Here is a 25126-nt window from a genome sequence, read left to right as displayed (position 1 = left end):
TATTCTAGCGGAATAATGAATGATTTGACTTGTTTAAGCACTTCAAAACCGCACATTTCCTAAAGTTTTGCTACAATCATCGTAACAGTAAAAGGAGGAACGATTCATGAAACGATATGCTTGGCCTTTATTTTTAAGCGTTTCGCTCATCTTGACCGCACTTTTCGGGTACGGATTTGCAAGCGCCTATAACGACGTCGTTAATCCACCAAAACGGGCGGTCTTGACACCAACGAAAGAAGAACCCGTTGCAAAAGGCGGGACTTACGTCGCTTTAGGTGACTCGTTGACACGCGGCGTCGGTGCTTCGAACGGAAACAGTTATGCAGCAATCGTCGGTCAAGAACTTAAAAAAGACAACACCGTCGAACGTTTCCAAAATCTCGCCGTCAGCGGAGCCCGGACGGAAGATTTACTGAAGCAACTTGAACAAAAAGAAGTCCTCCGCTCCCTTAGCCAGGCAAAAGTCATTTCGGTGACGATTGGCGGGAATGATTTGTTCAACCGTGGTGAAGGTGTCGCAAACTTTGATGCAAAAAAGACTGCTGATACGATTAAATCAGCTCAAACCAACTTGGAGAAGACCTTTAAAATTCTCCGAGATGAAAATCCCGATGCCGTCATCTTCTACGTCGGACTGTATAATCCTTTCCGTGCCAGTGAAAATGGTGAGGCATTTGACGCAATCGTCCAAAATTGGAATGCCGAGTCGCGTCAACTCGGACTCGAATATGATATTGAAGTCATCGATACGTTCAACCTAGTCCGTGATGTCAAACGCGATCTCTCAAGTGATCAGTTCCACCCGAATGATTCAACGTACGAACAAATTGCGAAAGCTTCCCTGCTCGCTGTCAATAAACGTTTTTAATCTAAAGAAAGCCGCCGAATCACATCGACTCGGCGGCTTCATTTCATTTCAGACGTTTGGCTAAGGCGATTAAGACCCATTGTAGCGGCAAACGTGTCCATAACGCCCAGGCTGGCAATTTTTTACCGTTGATCGGTTGCGGATTGACGGCCATGTTGACATTCGCCGGCAACACGGCATACAAAAAACCAGGTAGTGTCTTGCGGACGATGTCGACACCTTTACCTGTCAACAACATCAAACCGTATAGTACTTCGATGATACCCGTCACTTGAACGAAAAACCGCTTAAACGGAATAAAGGACGGCATGATGCTGACAAATCCTTTTTCGTTTCGAAAATGACCGACCCCAGCAAATAATAATCCTCCACCGTACAACAAACGTAACACATACTTCATGACTTCCATCTCCCCGTTGATATAAGTAAGAACCAAACTCAGTGTAACGGACGAACCCTTTTCGCTCAACTTTAAGAAACTGTCGCACAATTGTGGGGAATGATGAGTCATTTTGGAAAAACGTCCGCAATTTCATTTTCAGTTTGGTTATCTGATACAGTAAAAATAGAAATTGATACGGAAGGAATGGTCGATATGGCAGGAAAAACAAAACAACTTTTACCCGGACTGACAGGAGGCATCATCGGTGCCGTTTTGACGGCAACAATCGCGTTTCCACTTTTGATGGATCAAGAACAACAAGTCGCGGACACGCCTCTTTCAAACGGCATGCCGAAACAAGTTTCAACGACATCAAATGACCCTGTGACGAACGCCGTCGCCTCTGCACAAAAATCGGTCGTGACCGTCACGAACTACCAAACCGGTAACAGCATGACGCAAGAAGAAGCGGCGAGCGGCTCCGGTTCCGGTGTCATCTATAAAAAAGCAGACGGAAAGGCCTACATCATAACGAACCACCACGTCGTCGACGGTGCCTCGAAACTCGAAGTGACATTAAACGACGGTAACACATTGAGCGCGAAATTACTCGGTAGCGACGCGACATACGATCTTGCCGTCCTCGAGGTCGACGCAAAAGACGTTCCCGCTGTCATCACGGTCGGAAAATCAGCTGACTTAAAAGCCGGTCAAACCGTTCTTGCCATCGGAAACCCGCTCGGTGAATTCCAAAACTCCGTCACACGTGGAATCGTCAGTTCCAACGACCGGACGGTCCCTGTCGACACGAACAGCGATGGGCAAGATGACTTCAATACGACCGTCATTCAGACCGATGCAGCCATCAATCCCGGTAACTCTGGTGGTGCCTTAATCAACGAACAAGGTCAGCTCGTCGGAATCAACTCGATGAAGATTGCTGAAACGGGTGTCGAAGGCGTTGGTTTCAGTATCCCGATCGACGATGCGCTGCCCATCTTAAAACAGCTTGAAACGACCGGTGAAGTCAAACATCCGACACTTGGTGTCGCCTTGCAGGACGTTTCCGCCTTCCCGGCCGGTTATTTGCTTGATCAAGTCAAGTTGCCTGAATCCCAAAAAACCGGTGTCGTCATCATGTCAGTTGAACCGAACAGTCCGGCTGCCTCCGCGAAGCTAAAAACAGGTGACGTCATCACGAAAATTAACGGATCGGCGATTGAGAGTTTTGTCGACATCAAGACGGCACTGATTAAATCGGACGGTGACATCACGTTGACGATTATCCGCGATGGTAAAACATCGACCGTTAAGACGACGACGACGACAACCGATCAGTTATAATCTTCCACATCAAGACGTTTCAATTGCCTCCCATATCGGGTATTGTTTTAGAACAATATCTTTGGGGGGCTCTCTTTATGTATGATTTGATTGGCATCGGGATTGGACCGATGAATTTAGGGTTGAGCGCACTCGCTCATCCGACACCATTACGGACACTTTTTTTTGATGAAAGCGAACAATTTTCGTGGCATCCCGGGATGATGATTAAAGACTCGATGATGCAAACGAGTTTCATCTCTGACTTAGTCACACTTGCTGATCCGACGTCTTCTTTTACTTATTTAAACTACTTGCGTTCCATCAATCGATTGCATACGTTCTATTTTTATGAAAAATTGTTGATTTCGCGCCAAGAATACAATTCGTATTTGAAATGGGTCGCAACTCAACTCGATGACTTATGTTTTTCGACCCGCGTCATCGATGTTCAGGACACGGGTGATAGTTATGAGGTGCTTGTCGAAGACGTCAAGACGGGTGAACGGAAGACATATGAAACACGTAACGTCGTCATCGGAACAGGGTCTAAACCTTCAATTCCCGATACGTTTGATTCAAACGTCATTCACAACACACAATATGTCATGGAGAAAGAACAGCTCCTGTCGGAAAATAAAATTTCCATCGTCGGATCGGGTCAAAGTGCAGCAGAAATTTTCCTCGACCTATTGACGAGCGACCGCTCGCCGGACCTCGAACTCGAGTGGATTTCACGTTCGACGATTTTTGAAACACTTGAGACCGGAAAACTCGGTGAAGAAATCTTTTCGCCAAGTTATGTCACGTATTTTAATCAATTACCACTTGAAACCCGGCAAGAGGCCGTCTCGAAATTCAAGCGGTCGCAAAACGGGATCAGTCCGGAAACCTTACAGGCCATTTACGAACACCTCTATGATTTGACGACGGATCAAAAAGACCGCGTCCAGATTCGCGCAAATCTTGAGGTCGAACAAATTACACACGATACGTCATTTGCAATCGAGATGCGTCATACGGAACTCAACCAAGTCCGGACATCGAACACGGATGCCGTCGTCGCAGCAACCGGTTTTGTCCCGGCATTACCGCGCTTCATTGACCGATTGAACATCGAATTCGAAGGTGAACAGGCTTGGAAAGTCGATGCGAATTACCGGATCGTTCGTTCCATCGCAACAAATCATCAGTTGTACGCGACGACGAACTTAGAGCTTTCGCACGGTCCTGCCGCCGACAATCTTGGAATGTCGGTCTCGCGAAATCAATTGATTTTAAATGATGTCGCCGGGAAAGAGTTGTATCCTGTCGAACAGCATGCAACGTTTACGACGTTCGACTGACAAAAAAGTAGCTCGCCATGTATTTGGCGAGCTACTTTTTAGCGTGTAGACAAACTATTAAAAAGCGTAAACATACGGTATCGAGATGAAATCCGTTCGCGCTTCCCTGTCTCGCCTCGTCTTCAAAGCGGCAACCTTCCGCGCCGCTACAGCAAAGCTGCAGGGTCGCGACCGATTGCTTTTCGCTTTAAAAGCGATTCGAGACGGATTGCGCTCTAAAACGTCTCCATGCCCGGCTTTCCGTCACGATCTTACCTAAAAAGCGTCATGTTTCGTTGACTCCTACGGGAAAAAGTGCGTTTTTAACGCACTTGCAGAGGCAGGCAATACCCTGCTCATTGTCCGATAGGACCAAGGAGCAACGGCTTGCGCCTCGCCCGAGGAAAGCAACGAATAAAGACACTTTTTCTCCTGATAGCACTTTGTCTACAGTCTGAAAGTAGCTCGCCATGTATTTGGCGAGCTACTTTTTAGCGTTTTTTCGTCAATTCAAGCGTTTCGAGTACAAGTAAGGTTGATTGCAACCGACTATGCCCCGCTTTAGCCAGTAATAGATGAAACGCAAGCAACCAGTTGACTTCTTCGGAAAACCGATTCCGCGACCGTTCCCGATCGACGACCCGTGTCACATATATCAAGTCGACACGATCAGTCGAACGCACAAGGGCGAGTAGCGGGAAGAGACGTTCAAACATGCGAACTTCTCGCTTTTCAAGCATGTCCACCCAATTTTCAATCCGTTGTTTTTGTTCTACTTGATTGTTTGACGCAGCAAGGATTTGAGCGGCAATCAATCGTTCGCTTGACGGTCCCATCCATCTACTGAGCCATTCTTCACTCGTCTTGACATCTTCGATGAAGGATGGGAGCAATTGTTTTTGATCCATCAATGCTGCCGTAACGACGTATTGTTTCGTCACATTCAACCCCGGACGTTCTGCTCGAAAGTGTTCGACGACCGGCAAAGCGTCCGTACCACGCTGTCGATTCAAGAGCTCTCCAAGGGCAAAAAACGGGCGGACGGCTTTGTCTTTGATGAAGCGTCGTTTAATGTGCTTTTCAGCTTCAATCACTTGCTCGACTAACTGTTCCGGTCGGTCGCTATAAAGTTGAAGTTGCGAAATCAGCAGTGGCGTATAGCGACTTTGCAGTGCTGAAAAGCGTGTTGTCTTTCGTTTAATGGCATGCGCTAAGCGATCGTAGGCCGCTCGGTCGAACACGACGTCTTGAATCGTATACGATAAGGCAAAAAAGCGGCGGAAATCGTGGGACGTTTCCTCGCGGAGAATGGCATAGGTCTGATTGTAGTTTTCACAAAATAATCCATACATCAAAGCGCCCTCCCTTCGGTTCTGTTTTCCCCTTTTCCTGACAAATCATTCCCGAATCTGACTATACGCATCGAAGTTCCTCAAAAGAAAAAACCGGGTTCACCTCGTCTTTCAAATGAAAAGACAGCCGGTACCCGGTTTTCAAAGGCATGTCAGACCCGTTGCTTTTCAAGTAATCGGGAGAAATAACCACCATTTTTAATCAATTCGTCATGTGTACCGTCTTCAATGATGCCCTCTTTCGTAACGACGAGAATCCGGTCTGCATTTCGAATCGTCCCGAGACGATGGGCAATGATCAATGTCGTCCGATTTTTCGAGAGTTCCGCGAGCGATTCTTGAATGATCGCTTCCGTCTCTGTATCAAGAGCAGATGTCGCTTCATCTAGAATCAATAGCGGCGGATTCTTCAAGAACATCCGGGCAATCGCCAGACGTTGTTTTTGTCCCCCGGATAACTTCAAGCCCCGCTCCCCAATCTGTGTGTCATACCCCTCTGGTAAATCAGCAATCATCTGTCCGAGATGGGCGCGCTCGGCAGCTGCGATGACATCCGTCCGATTCGCCGTTAAATCTCCGTAAGCAATGTTCTCAGCGATCGTCCCCGAAAAGAGAAAGACGTCTTGCTGAACAATCCCGATTTGTTGGCGGAGCGAAGCTTTTGTCATCTGCCGGACATCGATGCCGTCAATCGTAATCGCCCCTTCTAAAACATCGTAAAAGCGAGGGATTAACGAACAAATCGTCGTTTTCCCGGCACCCGACGTTCCGACGAAGGCAATTGTCTGACCGGGTTCAACGGACAGATTGATGTTTTTTAAAATCAATCGATCGGCTTCGTAGCCGAAACTAACATCATCGAACTCAATCGCACCATGCAGACGATCGACCGTGATTGCGTCTGGCGCATCCTTCAGCTCATCATCCTGATCAATCATTTCAGCGAATCGCTTAAAACCTGCCATCCCTTTCGGATAAAGTTCGAGGAGTGCCGTGATTTTATCAATTGGCTTCAGCAAGATGTTCATGTAAAGAATGAATCCGACAAGTTCGCCGTAACTGAGTCGTTCGTTATAACTTAAATAAGCACCATAGACAAGAACGGCGAGCGTCATCAAGCGTGTCGTCAAGTAAATACCGGACAGACTCGTACTCATGACTTTATAGGCATTGATCTTTGATTGACGGAACGTTGCATTGTCTTGCTCGAACCGTGCAACTTCGTGGGCTTCGTTCGTGAACGACTGGACGACACGAATGCCTGAGACGCTATCTTCGACACGTGAGTTGACTTCGGCGATATTGCCGTACATCTTGTCCCACGAACGATTCATCCGGACGTTGGCATAACTAATCAACCAAATCAGGAACGGAACAGCAATGACGGTAACGAGCGCGAGCGGCGCATTAATCGTCAGCATGATCGAGAAGGCACCAAGTAACGTCATCACGGCAATGAAGGCATCTTCCGGTCCGTGGTGGGCCAGTTCCCCGATATCGAATAAGTCATTTGTGATCCGGCTCATGATGTGCCCTGTTTTCGTGTTATCAAAAAAGCGGAACGACTGTTTTTGAACGTGTCCGAATAATTGGCGCCGCATGTCGGTCTCGATATTGATACCGAGCTTATGCCCGAAGTAGTTGACGACGAACTGCATCATCGTACTGATGACATAAAGCAACAGTAAACCGACACTGACTAAGATGATCCAGTTCAGCTCGCCTTCTGGCAACAAAGAATCGATGAACCACTGGACGGCAAGCGGAAACGCGAGCTCGAGTATACCAACGAATAAGGCGGACGAAAAATCGAGCCAAAACAAGCGTTTATGCGGTATGTAGTATTGATAAAATCGTTTTAACATTTGTAAATTCCCCTCCTAGCTAATTCTAGTGTACAAGAAGACTCTAGATTAATCGCGCCTCAAAACACAGATCATTATTTTTGAAAATCAAAGTAAGTTTTTTCATAAAAAATATATTTTAAAAACAGGGGAATTAACATCTCATATGACAAAATGGTAACAACGATTCTATTCGAACCATTTTGGAAGGGAGTTACGCAACTTGAAAAAGACACTTCTCGCTTTGACGACGCTCGCGTTGGTCAGTTCAGCGACCGCGGTCGAAGCCGCCTCCACAAAGTTAACGTTAACCGAAAATGTCAACATCCGAACTGCTGCCACTACTTCCGCACCTATCATCACAACCTTAAAAAAAGGTACAACGGTAACCGCTGTTAAAAAGTCAGGTTCTTGGTACGAAATTCGGTATCAATCGAAAAAAGCATTCATTACTTCAAGTTATGTGAAAGCAGCTACTGCTGCAAAAACGACGACGACAGCTAAAACGACGACGACAACGACCTACATAACGAATACAGCTGGTGTCAATGTTCGTGAGAAAGCGAATACGGCTTCTAAAAAAGTCGGACAACTTACTAAAAATGCAGCCGTGTCCGTCAAAAAGAAAACCGGTTCTTGGTATCAAATCGTCTACAAGAAAAAGACGGCATACGTTCATGCCAGTCTCATCACTGCGAAAAAATCAACCGTCAAAACGACATCGAAACCACCAGTGACGACACCTGTCGCAACAGCCGTTAAAGCCGTTGATGCGACCAAACAATATACGGTCAATGCAAGTGGCGGATTGAATGCCCGCTTAGCAGCATCGGCGTCGGCACAAATCTACAAAACGATTCCGAATAAAACGCTCTTGACGGTGACGGGTACGGTCGACGCCTGGTATCAAATCAAGCTCGACGGAAAAGTCCTCTACGTCGCCACGAGTTATGTTGCTGCAACAGCAAAAGAAACACCGCCTGCGACGAATGGCGTCTCAATCATTCCGGTCGATCAAGCCAAAACCTATACCGTCAATGCACCGTCAGGGTTGAACGTCCGGACGGCACCGACGACTTCCTCACAAGTCTTCACCCAAGTTGCCCACGGTTCGACCGTCCAAGTGATGGGTGAAACGACCGGTTCAACAGCCGGTTGGTACCAAATTAAAATTGGGACAGGTTACTATTATGTCGCGAAAAGCTATATCACGACCGGGACTGTTGCAACGACTCCGCCTGTAACACCGCCTCCTGTCTTGACTGTCCCTGCTTCCGGTGTCATGGAACGGGCGATTTCAATCGGTCAACAGTATCTCGGGACACCGTACGTTTGGGGGTCGAGTAGCCCAATCAACGGCGGATTCGATTGCTCGGGTTTCATCAACTACACGTTGAATACGGCCGGTTACAAAGTCGGGCGGACGAACGTCAATGGCTACTGGAACAACGACCTGTACCTCGGTCAAAAGCTGTCGAAATTACGTCAGCCGGTCCGGGGAGATATCATCTTCTTCGAGAATACGTATGCCGCAGGTCCGACCCACATCGGAATCATGTTGAACAATGACCAATTCATCCATGCCAATACACCGTCACTCGGCATCAGTCGCCTGTCGGAAAAGTACTGGACTCAAAAATTACTGGGCTTTAAAGCCCTCTGATGCAACAAGGTTGACTCAAAAAACAAGTATTCTTTCGCGCTTACCTCAGGCGAGACACAAAACCCGATTTCCTGCCCTTAGTCGACAGGAAGTCGGGTCTTTTTTGACTCTGATATAGATGTACGAGATGTTCATCCTCGACTTCTGTAGGAAAAGGAAGCACAATCCTCGCTTCCTGCCGGGTCTTCCCGCCCTGTTTTTTTTACGACAATTCCGCTAAGATCTGCTCGATTTCTTGTTTGAATCGTCCCGGTGACAGTTGTTTCGTCATTTCTTCCACTTCTGCCCGACGGTCCATTCCGACTCCGGCGCGCATCGCTAATGCGAGCGCATATAACATCATCGCGTGATCGTATTCACCGCCAACTTGCCATAAATGTGCACCGCGCCAAATGTTAGTGACACCGCTTTGCAGGCCAAACGGGAGTGTCTCTTTTGAGTCCTTCCATAAACACAGATAGACTTCGAAGTATCCGATGTAATGAATACACGCTTCAATATTGACTTCAACGAGTCTTTCCCGCGCATACTGGACGCCTTCATAGTCCTCTCGGTGCACCGCAATCGTCCCTTTCGTCAACTCGACAAGAATCCGTTCGAACGCTGTTGCTTCCGTGAACAAAAAGAAATGTTCCAGTAATTCCAGTTCATGGTCGGCCGCCTCAAAGTCTCCGTCTAGACTTAAGAACAACGCCAGCAACCGGTGATAGTTACTGACGTCACTGTAGACGCCTTTTTCCCGCATATAACGGATGCCTTCCCGTAAAAAATCAATCGACTGACTCCAGTTGTCTTCGTTCACACTGACGCGGAGAGCCTGTAACATTTGATAGTCAAGAAACGTTTCAGGTGCAAGTGGGACGTCCTGATGAATCATCATCGCATCCACCTTCCGGTACGCCTCTTCGTAACGGCGCAGGAAAAATAAGAAATAGACTTTCGAGATTTGCACACTGATCTGTTCATCCCGTAATTCAAGCCGCTTGTAAATTTCCTCCGCTAAATCGAAATAATGTAAGCCCTGTTCCGTGTTCGAAAAACGTAATGCGTTTCCATACATCTCATAGATGCGACCTTGCCAGTAAGAATCAATCGCCGGTTCTAAATAGGGTGCAAGCATGTCGGCGATCTGTTCTTCCCCATAGTAGTCACCTGTCGGCGCATTGATTTTTTCAATCACCTGCTTCATTTCAATGGCACGGGGGTCAATCAACAACTCGTCGATTGAAACATGCAGGCGCCGGGCGACTGCTTGTAATGCCGGTAAAGACGGCGTCGCTTTACCATTTTCAATCATACTGAGCATCGATTTCGTCATGATGCCGTCTGCGACATCCGACTGCGTCATTTTTTTTGCTTTTCGTAAACCTTTAATCCGTTGTCCAAGCATCGCTTTAACCTCAATTCATTCATAAAGTTCAATTTAATTTAACTTTTATATTTACAAACTTCTCCTGTTCTTCTAGTATAAAGGAAAGTTCAATTTAATTGAACAAAAAGGAGGAATCATGATGTCGAAAAATTTACAACGGCTCCTGTTTGGTAAGTTTTGTTCGTTGTTCGCAACAAGTCTCTTTACGTTCGTCGCGGGTTTGACCGTATTACGGGAAACGTCATCCGGGCTGCAATTCGCACTCGTCTTACTTGCCGGAACACTGCCGCGGATTCTGTTATCGCCCGTTGCCGGCGTACTGTCCGACCGCTGGAACCGCAAAAAAATCATCGTCACGACCGAGGCGACAAGTGCCTTCATACTCGCCGGATTTGCCGGGTATGCCACCTTTTTTCCGGTCCATACGATTCATTATATGATCGTCAGTGCTCTTTTAACGGCTCTTTCGACCTTTCTTTCCGTCACCTTGATGAGTTCCTTACCCCGCTTGCTCGACGATACGGAACTGCAACGTGGTAATTCCCTCATTTCAAGTATCAGTTCCCTTTCGTCGATTGTCGCTCCGATGCTAGCCGGTTTCCTCTTAGCCTTTGCACCGATCCATCTTTTCACGCTTTTGCCGCTTAGCTTGTTTTCTCTCGCTGCGCTGTGGAACATGCGGCTGACGTTTCGCGTCATCCCCGCCGTTCATGAAGAAAGCCCGCCATCGATGTGGGCAGATTTTCAGTCAGGTTATCGTTATTTATTTAAGCAACGTGTATTGACGACGCTCATCTTGATGGCACTTGTCTTGAATTTCTTTTTCATCGCCTTAGAAGTCATCTATCCCATCATTTTGCTCGATCGTCTTAACGTTACACCATTTCAGTTCGGAACGATTGAAGCCGCTTTAGGTCTCGGTCTCTTGCTCAGTTCACTGCTTCTTGCGCTCCCTCGCTTCACGATCAAACATCCATTGATGACGTTGTTCCAGTCAGTTGCTTTAGTCGGGGTGTTATTTCTTTCACCGCTGTTACCGTTACTCGGAATCGTTCCGTCGAGCTGGACATTTGCTTATTTTCTCCTCTTCTCCTTTACGGTCGGGTTCATCATCCTCCGGTCAAACATTCCGATTCAACTGCTCGTCCAGCGGCAAACCGATCCGGCTTACTTAGGACGTGTCATCGGTGTCCTAGAATCGCTCGCAATGGGGATTACGCCAATCGGGATATTGTTATTCGGCTTGTTAAGTGATTACGTCTCGCTCAATCTGATCCTCGGAATCAGTTCGTCCGGTTTACTCGTGACGGTCGGGATTGGATTTTTCCATTTACGCCATGACATCCGGGCAGAACGCCTTACGAAGAATCAGATCGCTGAACCTGAAAAAACGTCCACCTCAGTAAGCTGAGATGAACGTTTTGATTAACTTAAACCGTTGCTTTGACCGCGTCCATGATGAGACGGAGCGATTGTTGTTTCGCTTCTTTGTCGGCAATCATCGAAGCAATCATCACTTCGTCCGTTCCATATGAATCGGCGAGTTCCTGCAATTGACGGGCAACGTCTTCGGGATTTCCGACAATCATCCGTTTCCGGTTTTCGGCAATCCGGAATTGATCTTGGAACGAATACTGGTATGCTGCGGCTTCTTCCGGAGTCGGTGTGCCGGTTGACGAAACCCCTTTTTCGAGTAAGAGCAGTGACAGGTCGAGACTTGATGCTAACCGTTCTGCTTCTTCCGTCGTTTCGGCACACGTCACGAAAATCGAGACGAGTGTCTGTGGTGTTTCATTAAACGTTGTCGCCATGAAATTATGACGGTAATAATCCATCACGTCTTGTCCGCCTTGTCCGTTGATGAAGTGAGCGAAGGCGAAACCGAATCCGCGTTGTGCTGCATTTAACGCACTCCCGCCACTTGATCCGAGCAACCACGCTTCCGGTGTCGTATCGACTTCCGGTGTCGCGACAAGTCCTGCGAAACGGTGATCGGCCGGTGCTCCGTCTTTAAGGTAATCAACGAGATCGTCAAGCTGCTCGCCGTAGTCGGCACCTCCGAATCGTGGCGACGAACCTTCTTGTAAGGCACGTGTCGCAAGTGGCATGCCGCCCGGTGCCCGGCCAAGCCCAAGGTCAATCCGGTTCGGGGCAAGCCCTTCTAAGACACGGAAGTTCTCCGCAACTTTGTAAGGACTGTAATGAGGTAACATGACGCCACCTGAACCAAGACGGATTTGTTTCGTCACAGCTGCCATGTAGGCAATTAAGACTTCCGGGCTCGACCCGGCAAGTGTCTTCGCGAAGTGGTGTTCCGATACCCAAAGACGTGTGTAACCGAGCTCATCTGCTGTTTTCGCAAGATCGACGGTTTCTTGTAATGCTTCTGACGGGCTTTGTCCTTTTGAGACAGGTGATTGATCCAATATACTTAATTTCATCGTGTAAAACGCTCCTTTAAACTGAAATTCATACTTAGACTGTACGCCTCAGAAACGACGGAATGCAATAAAACTGCTTCTTGATTCGTTGATGACGTTTTCAATTTTAAATTCAGGGAACATTCTTAAAGTGAGCAGTAAAAAAAATTGAACAGATGGGGTGTTGTACATGTCAACGAATCAAGAAGCAGTCGAAACGGTCAAAAAATTAGTCGATAAAATCGAAACGGCGATGCTGACGACAGTGTCAGATGAAGGTCTTGTCTCGCGTCCGATGCAAACACAGGATATCGAGTTCGATGGCGATCTCTGGTTCCTCACTTCAAAAGAAACAGGGAAATACAATGAAATCTTAAAAAATCCGAGTGTCAACGTCGCCTATGTCGACAAATCATACGTCTCGATTCGCGGGAAAGCAGAAATCGTCGAAGATGTCGCCCGCAAAAAAGAACTATGGAGTCCACGGTACGAAGCGTATCTCGGGACAAGCTATGAAGATCCGAAAGTCGTTTTAATCAAGATTGATACGGAAGCTGCCGAGTACTGGGAAACGGGAAACACGACTAAGTCTGTCAAACAAGTCCTGAAGAAAGTCACAGGAAATGATGACTCGAGTGAAATCAACAAAACCGTTGATTTGACGTAATAGCTCGATATCCAGCCGTTCCGCCTCGTGCGGAGCGGTTTTTTGTAGTCTCTCCTATCGATTTAGTGTAGACTACTACTATTACTATAGTTTGTTAACAAAAGGAGCACACTCATGGGAGAATTCATTACATTATTACGACGAGGAAATCGTTCGGCATTAACAGCCGGAATCGTCAACTCCATCATTGCCATCATCAAGACCATTGCCTACACCTTAACCGGAAACGTTGCGATGTTCGCCGAAATGATGCACTCACTTGGCGACGCCGCGAACCAGTTCTTCGTCTTCATCGGTTCAGCGCTCAGTAAAAAAGCACCGACAAAACGCTTTCCGAATGGCTTCGGTCGACTCGTCAACCTCGTTCTGCTCGGCGCAATTTTATTCGTCGGCATCATGGCTTACGAAACGATTCATGAAGGAATTGGACACATTATCGACCCATCGGAGTCAACGGGCTTCTGGATCACCCTATCTGTCTTATTTGCCGGTGTCCTCCTTGAAAGTGCTGTCTTCTTTAAGGCGATGAAAGAAATTGCCCACGATGCCAAACTGACAGCAAAAGGACCACGTCTCATTCTCGAAAGTTTTCGATCATTAAAACAAGCGAAGCCTGCGACACGACTTGTCTTCTTAGAAGATTTAGTCGCGACGGCTGGTGGCATCGTCGCGATGATCGCCGTCGTCATTTCACATGTGACGCCTTATCATCAAGCGGAAGGCATCGCCTCTGTCCTCATCGGTCTGATGATGTTTTATGTCGTCGGTAACGTTTTCTTGCAAAACGCTGCCGGAGCACTCGGTGAAGCCGATGAAACGATGGCGGCACGGCTCGGTGGTTTAATCATGCAAGATCCTGACGTCCGTGATATCAGTAAACTTGAAGTCATCAAAGAAGGTGACCACTTCCACGTCGAAGTCGAGATTGAAATCGATCCGGCGATGACCGTAGCGCAAGCGGACGACATTAAAGACCGACTCGAACTGCAGCTTCGCATCCAACAAGACATCACGGATGTCACGATCGGTTTTGATGAGGACGATCAAGTCCAGCAATACATCGTCTCGACAAACGAAGACCGATGACCCCCTTCACGCAGGACGTCGTAGCGCTCATTCGTGCGATTCCCGCAGGACGTGTCGCGACATATGGTCAAATCGCGCGTCTTGCTGGAAATCCCCGGGCGGCTCGCCAAGTCGTCCGGATTCTGCATAGTATGAGTCAGGCGGAACGTTTACCATGGCATCGCGTCGTCAACGCCAAAGGCGAGATTTCACAAGGGATAGAACAGCAACTTGCATTAGAAGCGGAAGGCATCATTTTTCAATCGGACGGCAAGCTCGTGCTGCCGGATTATCAAATGTAAGCTGATTGTAGAGAACGAATATGTACTCACTTTCAAAAAAAGAACCACTTCCCTAATTAAGCGGAAGTGGTTCTTTTAAACTGTAGACAAAGTACTATCGGGAGATAGAGCGTCTTTTTTCGTTGCTTTCCCCGCAGGAGTCAACGAAACGTGACGCTTTTTAGGTAACACTATGACGGAAAGCTAGTCATGCAGACGGTTTAGGGCGCAATCCGTCTCGAATCGCTTTTGAAGCGAAAAGCAATCGTTCGCGACCCTGCAGCTTTGCTGTAGCGGCGCGGAAGATTGTCGCTTTGAAGACGAGGCGAGACAGGGACGCGCGAACGGTTTGCATCTCGATACCGCATGCTTACGCTTCCTTATAGTTTGTCTATACGCTGAAAGAACCACTTCCCTGACTAAGCGGAAGTGGTTCTTTTTGTTCGATCGTATTCCATCCTTAAGCTTTTTCATCCATCTGCCGTAACACTTCGGCCTCGAGTTGCGGTTCCGGTGGCAACCAACCGTCCGGTTTCATGACTTTTTGATCGGATTCTCGGAAGATCGGTTGACCGTCTGGCCCGAGTTTCGCCATGTTCGCGCGTTGGACGATTTCAAAGAGAGGTCCCGGTTCGAGTCCTGCTTCGACAAAGCTACCCATGATGAAGTAAAGGGCGTCCGTCAAGGCATCACCTTGACCAACGAGACGTTCGATGGACGTCGTCGGATAGACTTCTTTTAATGATTTTTCAACAGCCCGGTCAATCCCTGCTTTGAGGGAATCGATTGCTGCTAAAAATTCGGCTTCATCCCGTGACGATTGATGCAGAAACTCGACTGCTGCTTCTTCTGTCGTCCAGGTTGCCCGTTTGATGCCACGCTCGAGTTCGAGCGGGGTTGGTCGTTCCGCTCCCGGGTGATTAAATGTTTGATGGAACTGTTTGACGTCTTGAAAATAATTTGGTTGTTTCACACTGTCCACTCCCCTATGTTTACGTTTCATCCACGAACCGTATTCATTTTAACAGGTTTGGACAGATTTCTCGAACGTCCACTTCATGCACGAACGAGATCAAGCATCTTGATGCCACGCGTGATCAACTCGTCGCGTTCCGGTGACGTCTGCTTCAGGCGCTCGAGGTCGTCGAGGAGACGCGGTTGGTCGACTTCATCTGCCAGTTCAAGCAGTTCAAGCCGGAGTAACCAGGCATCCGGTAACTGGACAAGTGTCTGATCAATCAGCTGTGACAGACGCGACTGACTCGCCTGACCTTCACGAATCGCACGAACAGCTTCGAAAATCGGATCAGCTGCCGTCAATGGACGTTCGATCCGTTCAAATTCAACGGTTTCCGGAATCGGTTTTAAGGCTTCGACTTCTGTTCCCGGGAAAGTTGACGTAATCGCACCGATCACGAGATCCAGTTGGTCGAATAACTCCGTCACACCATTTTTCGTCAATCGAACGTCTTTCAGGACGGCGATGGCACGTTTGCCGTTCACTTGCTCGATTGCTGCGACATGCCCCGTCAATTGTAACGTCCCTTCAACCCAGTCAAGTCGCTCGCCGACTTCGACTTGCTCGAGAACCGCATTCAATTCTTCCCCGTGTAAGAGCGTAAAGCCGTTCGGATGCTCCGTCTGGGATTGACCTTCTAGCACTTCGCCATTCGCTGCAAGTGCCGTCGGTCCAGTAAATCGAACGAGATCAAGTGTTTCGAATGTTTCTTGTGCTGCTGGAACACCGACGAGCGAGAGACCGGACGTAAAGATAAGCGTCGACAGATTACCTGACTCGACCGCCTTGATGAGGCCGTGACGCCCGCCACGGACGTATGACATCGTCTGCGCAAACTCTTCTAATGCATCACGCAATTGTTCAAATGATTCACAGACGAACAATTCTTTTTGCATGCTCGTGACGTCATGTTTTGTTGCGAGCGCCTTCGCGAGTGAAAACGGATGTTTCTTGACGGCATCCGTCAAGCAGTGCCGGCTTTCCCCGACTGAGGACAGAAGGCCTGCCCCGTAAATTTGCGGGTCATCGAGGTCGCCGATTAAACCAAACTCGACCGTCCACCAAAAGAGCCGTGAAATTTCATTGGCTTCCGAAATCCCTGTGACATGGGTACGTGTTTCCGCGAGTCCGATTTCAGCTTGCTCGATGTCTTCCGGTGTTGAAAATGGACTTTCTTTGACAATCGTTAATTTTTTCAGCGCCTTAAAGACATCATGTTCTGCTTTATGATTGAAGGCATGTGCTCCGATTTCACCGAAGCGGCGGACAAATTCAGCGTACGTCGGATTCATCAAAATCGGTGCGTGTCCTGCCGCTTCGTGCAGAATGTCCGGTGCTGGTGTGTAAAGAATGTTATCGACCTTTCGAATGTCGGTTGCGATCGGCAGGAGACCGTGCCCTTGGAAGTCGAAGAAAGCGACCCCTGGAATCAAACCGTCAACGGCGACCGTTCCCCAACCACCGCGACTGAGGTTCGCCGTCATCTCGCGGACATCAGGAATACGTTCCGGACTGATTCCTGAAGCAGCGAGCCCTTCGAGGTACGCCGGGTGTGCCGTATGTTGCAATGTATTTAAATTCAAGCGCATGACGTAGCGCCATACCGCATGATCCGTTGGCGTGTAATCTTCGTAATGCTGTGGTGCGACGTGTGGTTGTAAGTGACTTGGAATGATTGGTGTAGACATATGAAGTTCCCCCTTGGATTAAATTAAACAACAAAAAGTCCCTGCCGGACATCAAGTCCGACAGGGACGACGAAAGCCGCGGTACCACCCTGATAATCCATGCTTAGCACGAATCACTTCATTACGGGATAACGGTTTTCTCCGCTTGCTTCGCAAGAGACTCAGAAACTGTAATTCGATTCAATCTGTGTACACGTTCGCAGCGCCACGTGCTCTCTGAAACAGGGAGATTGTTTCTACTTCGGTTTCGTCCTCGTCTACATCTTTCGTTCTGTTATGCTGTTATGCTTTTAGCAACTAAAGTTCTGTTAAGAAGGACTATACGCTTACTTTTGGCTTTCGTCAATCGCTTTTTTACGTTTAAACCGATTAAATGTTTTGTCCCGGACTGATTTCTGTTCAATCGATAATGACGTCGCATGCCGTTTTAACGCGCCATGAAGCCGTTTTTCAAAAGCTTCAAGTTCTTGAATCCATTCATTCATCGCGACGACGATCGGTAAAATTTCCATGATTTCTTCCTCTTCGAGCTCATCACGATCGAGAAAAGAGTGTTTAACGAAGGCGATATTTTCTTTCACTAAGTCTTCCATCGCGAGCGGTTCTTCCGTCAACAATAAATCATACGTCAACAGGACTTTCTCCTGCCGCTGGGCGATATGCATGACGTGGTAGAACAATTCACTGCGTAAGTCATCGGCGATGTTCGACAGGGCCTGTTCCCGCTCCCGGAAACGTTCCGCCGTCGCGACACTCCGTTCCAAGCACGACTGCATGTGTTGTAAGATGATGATGTTACGAAGCAACGGGACATGTTTTTGGCGTGTCCCTCGTACTTCCTCCCGGTGCAAGTTAAATAATTGTTGGGTCTCGCGTAGGGATTTACTCATTTTGTCGATTGCCGGGCGATACGGAGCGACCTTCCCTTCAAAAGCGATCGCCCGCGTGACGACGAGCAGCTTCTCAAATAGTTTTGAGGCTTTTTGATAATAAACGTTCCCGTACCGTGGCGGGAAAATCAATGCATTGACACCGAGGGCACACGCAATCCCGAGCATCACGAGTAAATACCGTATCAAAACGATTTGCCAAAGCGGTTCTGTCGCCCCTTCGACACTCTCCAAGATAACGATGATCATCAAGACGACGTGAGGAATCGTCCGACCGAATCCGAACGCCAGCAGGATGGAAATCGCTGCCATGATGACAATGCCGATCGCAAGTGGGTTCGCAGGATTCGCTCCGAGAATCCATAAGGCGAGTAACGTTAAAAAGGCACCGATCAAGTTGGCCTCCGCCTCTTCTAAAAATTGTTTCCATCTTTGATAAACAGAAGGCAACAATGTCGTTGCTGCCGAAATCCCAGGTAAAATCGGGCTTAAGTTAAAGAGATTGCTAATAACTAATGCCAAAATAACGGCTAGTCCTGTTTTGATGGTACGTGGTCCAATTTGTAAGGATTGACCTCCCATAGTTGATCCCTCCTTCATAATGTAAGTATGCCCTCTATTCTTCCTTTAATAGCATGAAAACGCAACAAAAAAAATCACCCCCAGCGAACTGAGGGTGATTTCGTTTTGATTACGATGCTTTTGTAGCTGTTCCAGATGTCATTTCTTTTTTCGCGAGTTCTTGATCGACGAGCGGTTTCTTCCAAAGTGAGAGAATTGCCGCTCCGACAAGTGCACCGATTAAGATGGCACCCGCGTAGCTGAGTGCTGCCATCAATGTGCCTGAAGGCCCGTCGAGTAACGGGAAGACGAATACGCCGCCGTGTGGTGCTGGAAGTAAGACACCGAAGACGATTGTCAGTGCACCAGCGATTGCTGAACCGATGACACTTGACGGGATGACACGAAGTGGATCTGCTGCCGCGAATGGAATCGCACCTTCCGTGACGAATGATGCACCCATTGCGTAAGCAGCGATACCTGCTTCACGTTCCTGCGGTGTAAATTTCTTACGTGCAAACAATGTTGATGAGAACGCGACGAGAAGTGGTGGTACCATACCGCCTGCCATGACTGCAGCCATGACTTCCGTGTTCCCTGCTGTAAGTGCTGCCGTACCGAAGACGTATGCTGTTTTGTTGATCGGACCACCCATATCGATTGCCATCATCGCTGCGACGAGCATACCGAGGAGGATGGCGTTACCGCCACTAAGTCCGTTAAGTGAATCTGTCAACCATGTCATGAACGCTGCAACCGGTTCGTTGATGACGAGCAACATGATCATACCGGTAATGAATGAACCGAACAATGGATAAAGCAAGACTGGTTTAATTCCTTCAAGAGCTTTCGGAAGACCTTTCAAAGCTTTAACAAGAACTAGAACTACGTAACCTGCAAGGAAACCGGCAATCAGACCACCGAGGAAACCTGCATTCCCTTGGCTTGCGAGGAAACCGGCAATCAAACCTGGTGCGAGACCTGGTTTATCAGCGATTGACATCGCGATGAATCCAGCAAGGACAGGAATTAAAAGACCGAATGCGGCTTGACCAATCGACATCAATTGACCTGCAAATTGGTTATACGTCGGGTCATCCGGGTTTGACGAGTTGATTCCCCAGAAGAAGCTGATTGCGATTAAGAGTCCACCTGCGACGACGAGCGGTAACATCGCTGAAACCCCACTCATCAAGTGTTTGTAGAATCCACCACGTGCTGGTGTACCGCTGTTTCCTGACCCGCTGCCTTTATAGACAGGAGCGTCCTGTTTGACGGCGCGATCAATCAGTTCCTTTGGTTTACGGATTCCTTGTGCGACTGGTACTTCAACGACGTGCTTGCCATTGAAGCGGTCCATTTCGACTGCTTTATCTGCAGCGACGATGATTGCTGTCGCTTCTTGAATGTCAGCATCCGTCAGACCGTTTTTAACACCTGTCGAACCGTTCGTTTCCACTTTAATCCGGACACCCATCTCTTCCGCTTTTTGACGGAGGGCATCTGCTGCCATGTACGTATGGGCGATTCCTGTCGGACAAGCGGTTACAGCAAGGATGTAAGGTGCGTTTTGATCGACCGTTTCCGGTGTCACATCAACAGGACCTTCTTCTTCCCGTTCCTTCGCTTCAATGGCCGCGATGACTTCATCTTCCGAACGAGCCGAGAGGATCGTGTCACGGAAGTTGTTGTCCATCAAGTAGACTGAAAGCTTCGAGAGTGTTTCAAGATGGGCGTTGTCCGCATTTTCTCCAGCTGCAATCATGAAGAACAAGCGACTTGGTTGTCCGTCCAGTGCTTCATAATCAAGTCCTGTCGAACGACCGAATGCGATTGCTGGTGATTTAACAGCAGCTGTCTTCGCATGAGGAATCGCAATCCCTTCACCAAGCCCTGTCGTACTTTGTGCTTCACGTGCTAAAATCGCCTCACGGTAAGCATCACGGTCGTTTAGTTTACCAGCACGGTCGAGTACTTCAACAAGCTCATCGATGACGCTTGCTTTTGTATCAGAACGTAAATCCAGTTTAATCGTATCGCGTGTTAACAGATCTGTAATTTTCATGAGTAGTCACACTCCTTTATTATGATTGAATGAGTTCAACGACTTCGACATCGGTCAATAACCGTTCGATGTCTGCTTTTGTACATAATCCGAATGAATACGCGGAAGCACTTCCAGTCGTCACGGCGTACCGGAATGCTTCTTCCGGCGGACGTCCGAGTGCATGACTCGCAACGAACCCAGCGACGAGTGAATCCCCTGCTCCGACCGAGTTGACGAGTTTTCCTTTTGGCGTATTCGCCGTGTAAGCCCCGTGCTTGTTGACGAGCAATGCCCCGTCACCTGCAAAGGAAATAATGACGTTTTCCGCTCCTCGTTCGACAAGCTGTTGGGCATACGGGACGGCCATTTCTTTTGATGTGATATCGACATCAAAGATTTCCCCGAGTTCGTGATGATTCGGTTTAATCATGAATGGACCGAGTGGTAGCACTTCGAGCATCGCTTCTTTTGTTGTATCGACGGCGAATTTAACACCGCGTTCATTTAATAAGAGTGCAATTTTTTTGTATAAATCATGTGGAAGACTGCTTGGGATACTTCCGGCGAAGACGACGATGTCCCCTGACTGCATTGTTTCGAATGTCGCGAGCAACGTCTCTAGTTCTGCATCCTGAATAACTGGACCTGCTGCATTTAGTTCCGATTCTTGATCGGCACGAATTTTAACGTTAATCCGGGTTTCGTCAGCAATCGGTGTGAAAGCTGTCAGTACGCCTTGTTTTTCAAGTTCACTTCGAATGAACTGTCCTGTACTTCCGCCTAAAAAACCGAGCGCTTCTGTCTCGACGTCATAATTTTTTAAGACGAGTGAGACGTTGATTCCTTTTCCACCTGCTACTTTTTCTGCTTGTTCGACACGATTGACTTGTCCTGCCTCAAATACCGGTAGAGATACATAATAATCAATCGACGGGTTGAGTGTCAGTGTATAAATCATTTCGCGTTCACCACCTCTGTATATTGACTGTATTTCGCTGTTTGTTCGTTCGATGCCATCGTGATGATCGTCGCTGCACGAAGTGGTGCAACGCGACTAAAACTGATTTCATCCAACTTGGTTTCGTCGACCAACACATACGATTTTTTCGCTAACTCAATCGCTGTCTTCTTTACGAGTGCCTCTTCCGGATCTGGTGTCGTAAATCCTTGCGTCGGATGAACGCCGTTCATCCCAAGAAATGCGACATCAAAGTGGTAAATCAACATTCCTTCACGTGCATTGTAGCCGACCAGTGCTTGCGTCGAATGCTTGAGTTGCCCTCCGACGACGAACGTCGGGATACGGTGGTAGAGTAACGTATTCGCAAGAGGAAGACTGTTCGTCACGACCGTAATCGCCTTCTGTTCGAGATAAGGAACGATGGCAAGCGTCGTCGTTCCAGCATCGAGATAGACATACATGCCGTCTTCGATTAAATCAGCCGCCGCTCGGGCAATTTGATTTTTCTCATCGACGAAACGATCTGTTTTCTCGACATAACTCGGCTCATCAATCTGCAGATGGTTTGCCGTCGCTCCCCCATGAACACGGCGTAAGTGACCAGCAGTTTCCAGTTGTGATAAATCGCGACGGATGGTCGATTCACTAGCTCCAGTCCGTTCGACAATCGTCTGCATTTTGACGACTTCTTCTCGAGCGAGTAGCTCAAGAATCAGCTGATGGCGTTTTTTCGTTAACATTGGTTTCCCTCCGCATCTTTAATATAAAGCGTTTACATTTAAAAATCAACCAAAATCGTTCATTTTTTTATTTATTTCTATAAAAAACGTTCATTTTATGACTTTATTCGACAATAATGTCGATTTCATATTAATTATACATCAAAAACGGTCACAATATGACGGTTTATACAAAAAAACCGTTCAAGGAGTGAACGGTTTTCAAAGATGAGTAAATCACCTTCTCAATTTTTAGCCCGGTTGTTCGTTATGCTTTCACTTCATTCCGAAGGTGACCGATTCCCTCAATCGATACATCGACGATATCGCCTGTTTGTAAGTACGTAGGCGGCTTCATTCCATGACCGACGCCTGCAGGTGTACCCGTCGCGATGATATCTCCTGCTTCGAGTGTCATCCCGCGCGAGACTTCCGTCAAAATCGTCACGATGTCACGAATCATCAACTTCGTCGAACCGGATTGACGCACTTGACCGTTGACACGCGTCTCGACCAGGACGTCAGTCGGATCAAACGTATCCTTCGTGACGATGACGGGACCGAATGGACAAAAGCCATCAAGCGACTTCCCACGGAAAAACTGAACGTGTTCTTTTTGAAGATCACGTGCCGTCACATCATTGACGATGCTGTAACCAAAAACGTGGTCCAGTGCATTTTCCGGTGTCAAGTCACGCCCCGTCGTCCCGATGATGATGGCGAGTTCGCCTTCATAGTCCAGCTGATCCGTTAAATCGGCATGGCGTTCAATGGAATCAAACGGCCCGACAATCGCACTCGGTGCCTTCGTGAACAATACGAATTTCCCCGCCCCTGCCGTATCCATTTCTTTAATATGATCGGCATAATTTTTACCGACGCAAATGACGTTACGCATTGGAACATACGGTGCAAGCAAGCGGACATCTTCTGTAATCAATGGTGCGATGTCTAAATCAACATCCATCTCAAACCCCCGTGTGATGACTTCGAGCAATGAATCCGTATAGGCTTGTGTCGTCACGTCATACCGATGTCCGTCCGACTCCACACCAATCCGTTCCCGTCCTTCTTGTTCAAATCGAAACCATTTCATGAAAACTCCCCCTTTTTTCTTAGTATACCGTTCACCCGGTCAGGTATACAAAAAAACCGTCAAGATTTTCATCCTGACGGTCCTTCATTATGCAATCCGGTGCGCTAACCGATCGATTAATGCTTGTGATTCTTCATTTAATGCAACGAGTTCTACTTTCGTCCCTGCTGCCTGATATTTCAAGACAACCGTTTCAATTGCTTCCGTCGCGGAATCATCAAATAAATGGGCGTTCGTAAAGTCAATGACGACTTGTTTCATTTGTGCATCGGCTACGATATCAAACTGTTCAGTAAATGTCGTCGTCGAGGCAAAGAAGATCGGTCCATTGATTTGATACGTGACTTGATCGTTTTCAACACGACGTGTCATGTTGATGCGCGAAATTTTCGACGCGAAGAGAATCGCTGCAAGCAAGATGCCGACGAGTACTCCCATCGATAAATCATCCGTCAAGACCGTCACGATGACTGTCGCGAGCATGACAGCAGAGTCACTTTTCGGTGAGTTCTTCAACATTTTGAACGAACCCCAGTCAAAGGTCGCATACGATACAAAGAACATGACGCCGACGAGTGCCCCCATCGGAATCGTCATTAATAAGTCATTCATCGTGACCATCAGCAGCATCAAAAATGCTCCTGCTGTAAAGGTCGATAGACGACCACGACCACCTGACGTGACATTGATGACCGATTGACCGATCATCGCGCAGCCCGGCATCCCGCCAAAGAATCCAGCAACGATGTTTGCGATTCCTTGTCCACGTGATTCCGTCGCCTTGTTTGATGTCGTATCCGTCATCTCATCAACGATTCGTGCCGTCAAGAGTGACTCGATTAAACCAACGAAAGCAAGTGACAGTGCATACGGGAAAATGATTTGTAACGTCTCGAGTGAAAACGGAACGTTCGGTAAGAAAAAGCTTGGTAGTGAAGCAGAAATTTGTCCCATATCCCCGATGACACGCGTATCAAGTGAAAAGACGACCGTCAAAATCGTCATGATCGTGATTGCGACGAGTGGTGCCGGCAATACTTTTGTAAAGCGCGGGAAAATTAAGATGATGGCAAGCGACGCTGCGACCATTGCGTACATGATCCAGTTTTGTCCTTCGAACTGCGGCAGTTGTGCCGAAAAAATTAAAATCGCTAACGCATTAACGAAACCAACCATGACGGAGCGCGGAATGAAGCGAAGTAATTTCGCAACGCCTAAGAAACCGAGCACGATTTGAATGACCCCGGCGAGAATCCCGGCAGCGAGTAAATAGTCGACACCATGATCTTTAACGAGTTGAACGACGACGAGTGCCATCGCACCTGTCGCGGCAGAAATCATTCCTGGTCGACCACCGGCAATTGAAATAATAATGGCGATGATGACAGAAGCGTACAGTCCGACCATCGGGTTAACACCTGCAATCAAAGAAAAGGCGATTGCTTCCGGAACGAGTGCCAACGCGACGACAATTCCGGACAGAATGTCTGTTTTAGGTTGCAACAGCCACTCTTTTCTCCATTGTGAAAACATCTAATTCCTCATTTCTTTTTTTTGTCTATTTCCTATCATAGTACCTTT

21 protein-coding genes and 1 other annotated feature are annotated in these 25126 nt (G+C 47.8%); of the genes, 8 read left to right on the top strand and 13 right to left on the bottom strand.

The genetic code is table 11. The annotated features are described in order from the left end of the window. Positions 1–106 precede the first annotated feature (106 nt). Positions 107–871, top strand: a complete 765-nt coding sequence (locus P403_RS0114040; RefSeq protein ID WP_029333259.1) for an SGNH/GDSL hydrolase family protein — start codon at positions 107–109, stop codon at positions 869–871. 43 nt (positions 872–914) lie between these two features. Here P403_RS0114040 and P403_RS0114035 read toward each other — a convergent pair whose 3' ends face one another. Further along, positions 915–1271 carry a DoxX family protein gene (locus tag P403_RS0114035; protein WP_029333257.1) on the bottom strand — a complete coding sequence of 119 codons (357 nt, stop codon included), beginning with the start codon at positions 1269–1271 and terminating at the stop codon, positions 915–917. 102 nt (positions 1272–1373) lie between these two features. Between P403_RS0114035 and P403_RS0114030 the strand changes: the two genes are divergently transcribed. Together P403_RS0114030 and P403_RS0114025 are read left to right on the top strand one after the other, a co-directional pair. After that, entirely contained in the window at positions 1374–2597 is a 1224-nt protein-coding gene (locus tag P403_RS0114030; protein WP_235195225.1) for a S1C family serine protease, read from the top strand. A 77-nt stretch (positions 2598–2674) separates the two neighbouring features. Continuing rightward, complete coding sequence (locus P403_RS0114025; protein ID WP_029333251.1) at positions 2675–3922, top strand: lysine N(6)-hydroxylase/L-ornithine N(5)-oxygenase family protein; 1248 nt, start codon at positions 2675–2677, stop codon at positions 3920–3922. Positions 3923–4392: 470 nt separating this feature from the next. Here P403_RS0114025 and P403_RS0114020 read toward each other — a convergent pair whose 3' ends face one another. Both P403_RS0114020 and P403_RS0114015 read right to left on the bottom strand, forming a co-directional pair. Further along, entirely contained in the window at positions 4393–5253 is an 861-nt protein-coding gene (locus tag P403_RS0114020; RefSeq protein WP_029333250.1) for a DUF4003 family protein, read from the bottom strand. A gap of 152 nt (positions 5254–5405) precedes the next feature. Then, positions 5406–7118 (bottom strand): ABC transporter ATP-binding protein, encoded by a 1713-nt coding sequence (locus P403_RS0114015; RefSeq protein ID WP_029333248.1) that lies wholly within the window; start codon positions 7116–7118, stop codon positions 5406–5408. A 202-nt stretch (positions 7119–7320) separates the two neighbouring features. On the opposite strand from P403_RS0114015, the gene P403_RS0114010 reads away from it, so the two are divergent. Continuing rightward, positions 7321–8760, top strand: coding sequence for a C40 family peptidase (locus tag P403_RS0114010; protein ID WP_029333246.1), 1440 nt, complete (start codon positions 7321–7323; stop codon positions 8758–8760). A gap of 202 nt (positions 8761–8962) precedes the next feature. Here P403_RS0114010 and P403_RS0114005 read toward each other — a convergent pair whose 3' ends face one another. Continuing rightward, on the bottom strand, positions 8963–10150 hold the full coding sequence (locus P403_RS0114005; RefSeq protein WP_029333245.1) for a helix-turn-helix domain-containing protein: 1188 nt from the start codon (positions 10148–10150) through the stop codon (positions 8963–8965). 121 nt (positions 10151–10271) lie between these two features. On the opposite strand from P403_RS0114005, the gene P403_RS0114000 reads away from it, so the two are divergent. Continuing rightward, a complete protein-coding gene (locus P403_RS0114000) occupies positions 10272–11543 on the top strand; it encodes an MFS transporter (protein WP_029333243.1) in 1272 nt (423 codons plus the stop codon). A 19-nt stretch (positions 11544–11562) separates the two neighbouring features. On the opposite strand, the gene P403_RS0113995 is transcribed toward P403_RS0114000, so the two are convergent. Then, positions 11563–12573, bottom strand: a complete 1011-nt coding sequence (locus P403_RS0113995) for an LLM class flavin-dependent oxidoreductase (protein WP_029333241.1) — start codon at positions 12571–12573, stop codon at positions 11563–11565. Positions 12574–12742: 169 nt separating this feature from the next. On the opposite strand from P403_RS0113995, the gene P403_RS0113990 reads away from it, so the two are divergent. The 3 genes from P403_RS0113990 (at position 12743) to P403_RS0113980 (ending at position 14586) form a co-directional block, all read left to right on the top strand. Continuing rightward, positions 12743–13219, top strand: a complete 477-nt coding sequence (locus tag P403_RS0113990) for a pyridoxamine 5'-phosphate oxidase family protein (RefSeq protein WP_029333239.1) — start codon at positions 12743–12745, stop codon at positions 13217–13219. Positions 13220–13333: 114 nt separating this feature from the next. Next, positions 13334–14305: a cation diffusion facilitator family transporter gene (locus P403_RS0113985; RefSeq protein WP_029333236.1), complete on the top strand. Its 972-nt coding sequence runs from the start codon at positions 13334–13336 to the stop codon at positions 14303–14305. Next, the gene (locus P403_RS0113980; RefSeq protein WP_029333234.1) at positions 14302–14586 is read left to right on the top strand and encodes an MGMT family protein; all 285 of its coding nucleotides are present in this window, start codon (positions 14302–14304) and stop codon (positions 14584–14586) included. The genes P403_RS0113985 and P403_RS0113980 overlap by 4 nt, the downstream gene beginning before the upstream one ends. A 439-nt stretch (positions 14587–15025) precedes the next feature. Here the strand turns inward: P403_RS0113980 and P403_RS0113975 are convergent, their stop codons facing one another. The 8 genes from P403_RS0113975 to P403_RS0113940 form a co-directional block, all read right to left on the bottom strand. Continuing rightward, positions 15026–15538, bottom strand: a complete 513-nt coding sequence (locus tag P403_RS0113975) for a pyrophosphohydrolase domain-containing protein (protein WP_029333230.1) — start codon at positions 15536–15538, stop codon at positions 15026–15028. Between the two features lie 83 nt (positions 15539–15621). Further along, positions 15622–17271, bottom strand: coding sequence for an aromatic amino acid hydroxylase (locus P403_RS0113970; protein ID WP_029333228.1), 1650 nt, complete (start codon positions 17269–17271; stop codon positions 15622–15624). 59 nt (positions 17272–17330) lie between these two features. Then, positions 17331–17534: a binding site (T-box leader), on the bottom strand. Positions 17535–17597: 63 nt separating this feature from the next. Beyond that, positions 17598–18743 (bottom strand): FUSC family protein, encoded by a 1146-nt coding sequence (locus tag P403_RS0113965; RefSeq protein ID WP_029333227.1) that lies wholly within the window; start codon positions 18741–18743, stop codon positions 17598–17600. 109 nt (positions 18744–18852) lie between these two features. After that, positions 18853–20787, bottom strand: a complete 1935-nt coding sequence (locus P403_RS0113960) for a PTS fructose transporter subunit IIABC (protein ID WP_029333226.1) — start codon at positions 20785–20787, stop codon at positions 18853–18855. A gap of 19 nt (positions 20788–20806) precedes the next feature. Beyond that, entirely contained in the window at positions 20807–21727 is a 921-nt protein-coding gene (gene pfkB / locus P403_RS0113955) for a 1-phosphofructokinase (RefSeq protein WP_029333225.1), read from the bottom strand. Then, complete coding sequence (locus P403_RS0113950) at positions 21724–22470, bottom strand: DeoR/GlpR family DNA-binding transcription regulator (protein ID WP_029333224.1); 747 nt, start codon at positions 22468–22470, stop codon at positions 21724–21726. Before P403_RS0113950 ends, pfkB begins: the two co-directional genes overlap by 4 nt. 247 nt (positions 22471–22717) lie before the next feature. Further along, positions 22718–23545 (bottom strand): fumarylacetoacetate hydrolase family protein, encoded by an 828-nt coding sequence (locus tag P403_RS0113945; RefSeq protein ID WP_029333222.1) that lies wholly within the window; start codon positions 23543–23545, stop codon positions 22718–22720. Positions 23546–23632: 87 nt separating this feature from the next. Beyond that, positions 23633–25078 carry a SulP family inorganic anion transporter gene (locus tag P403_RS0113940; protein WP_029333221.1) on the bottom strand — a complete coding sequence of 482 codons (1446 nt, stop codon included), beginning with the start codon at positions 25076–25078 and terminating at the stop codon, positions 23633–23635. Positions 25079–25126: the final 48 nt, after the last annotated feature.

This window comes from Exiguobacterium oxidotolerans JCM 12280, from assembly GCF_000702625.1.
Taxonomy (GTDB): Bacteria; Bacillota; Bacilli; order Exiguobacteriales; family Exiguobacteriaceae; genus Exiguobacterium_A; species Exiguobacterium_A oxidotolerans.
The sequence above is the reverse complement of the archived record's forward strand: the minus strand, read 5'-3'. Positions and strand labels throughout refer to the sequence as shown.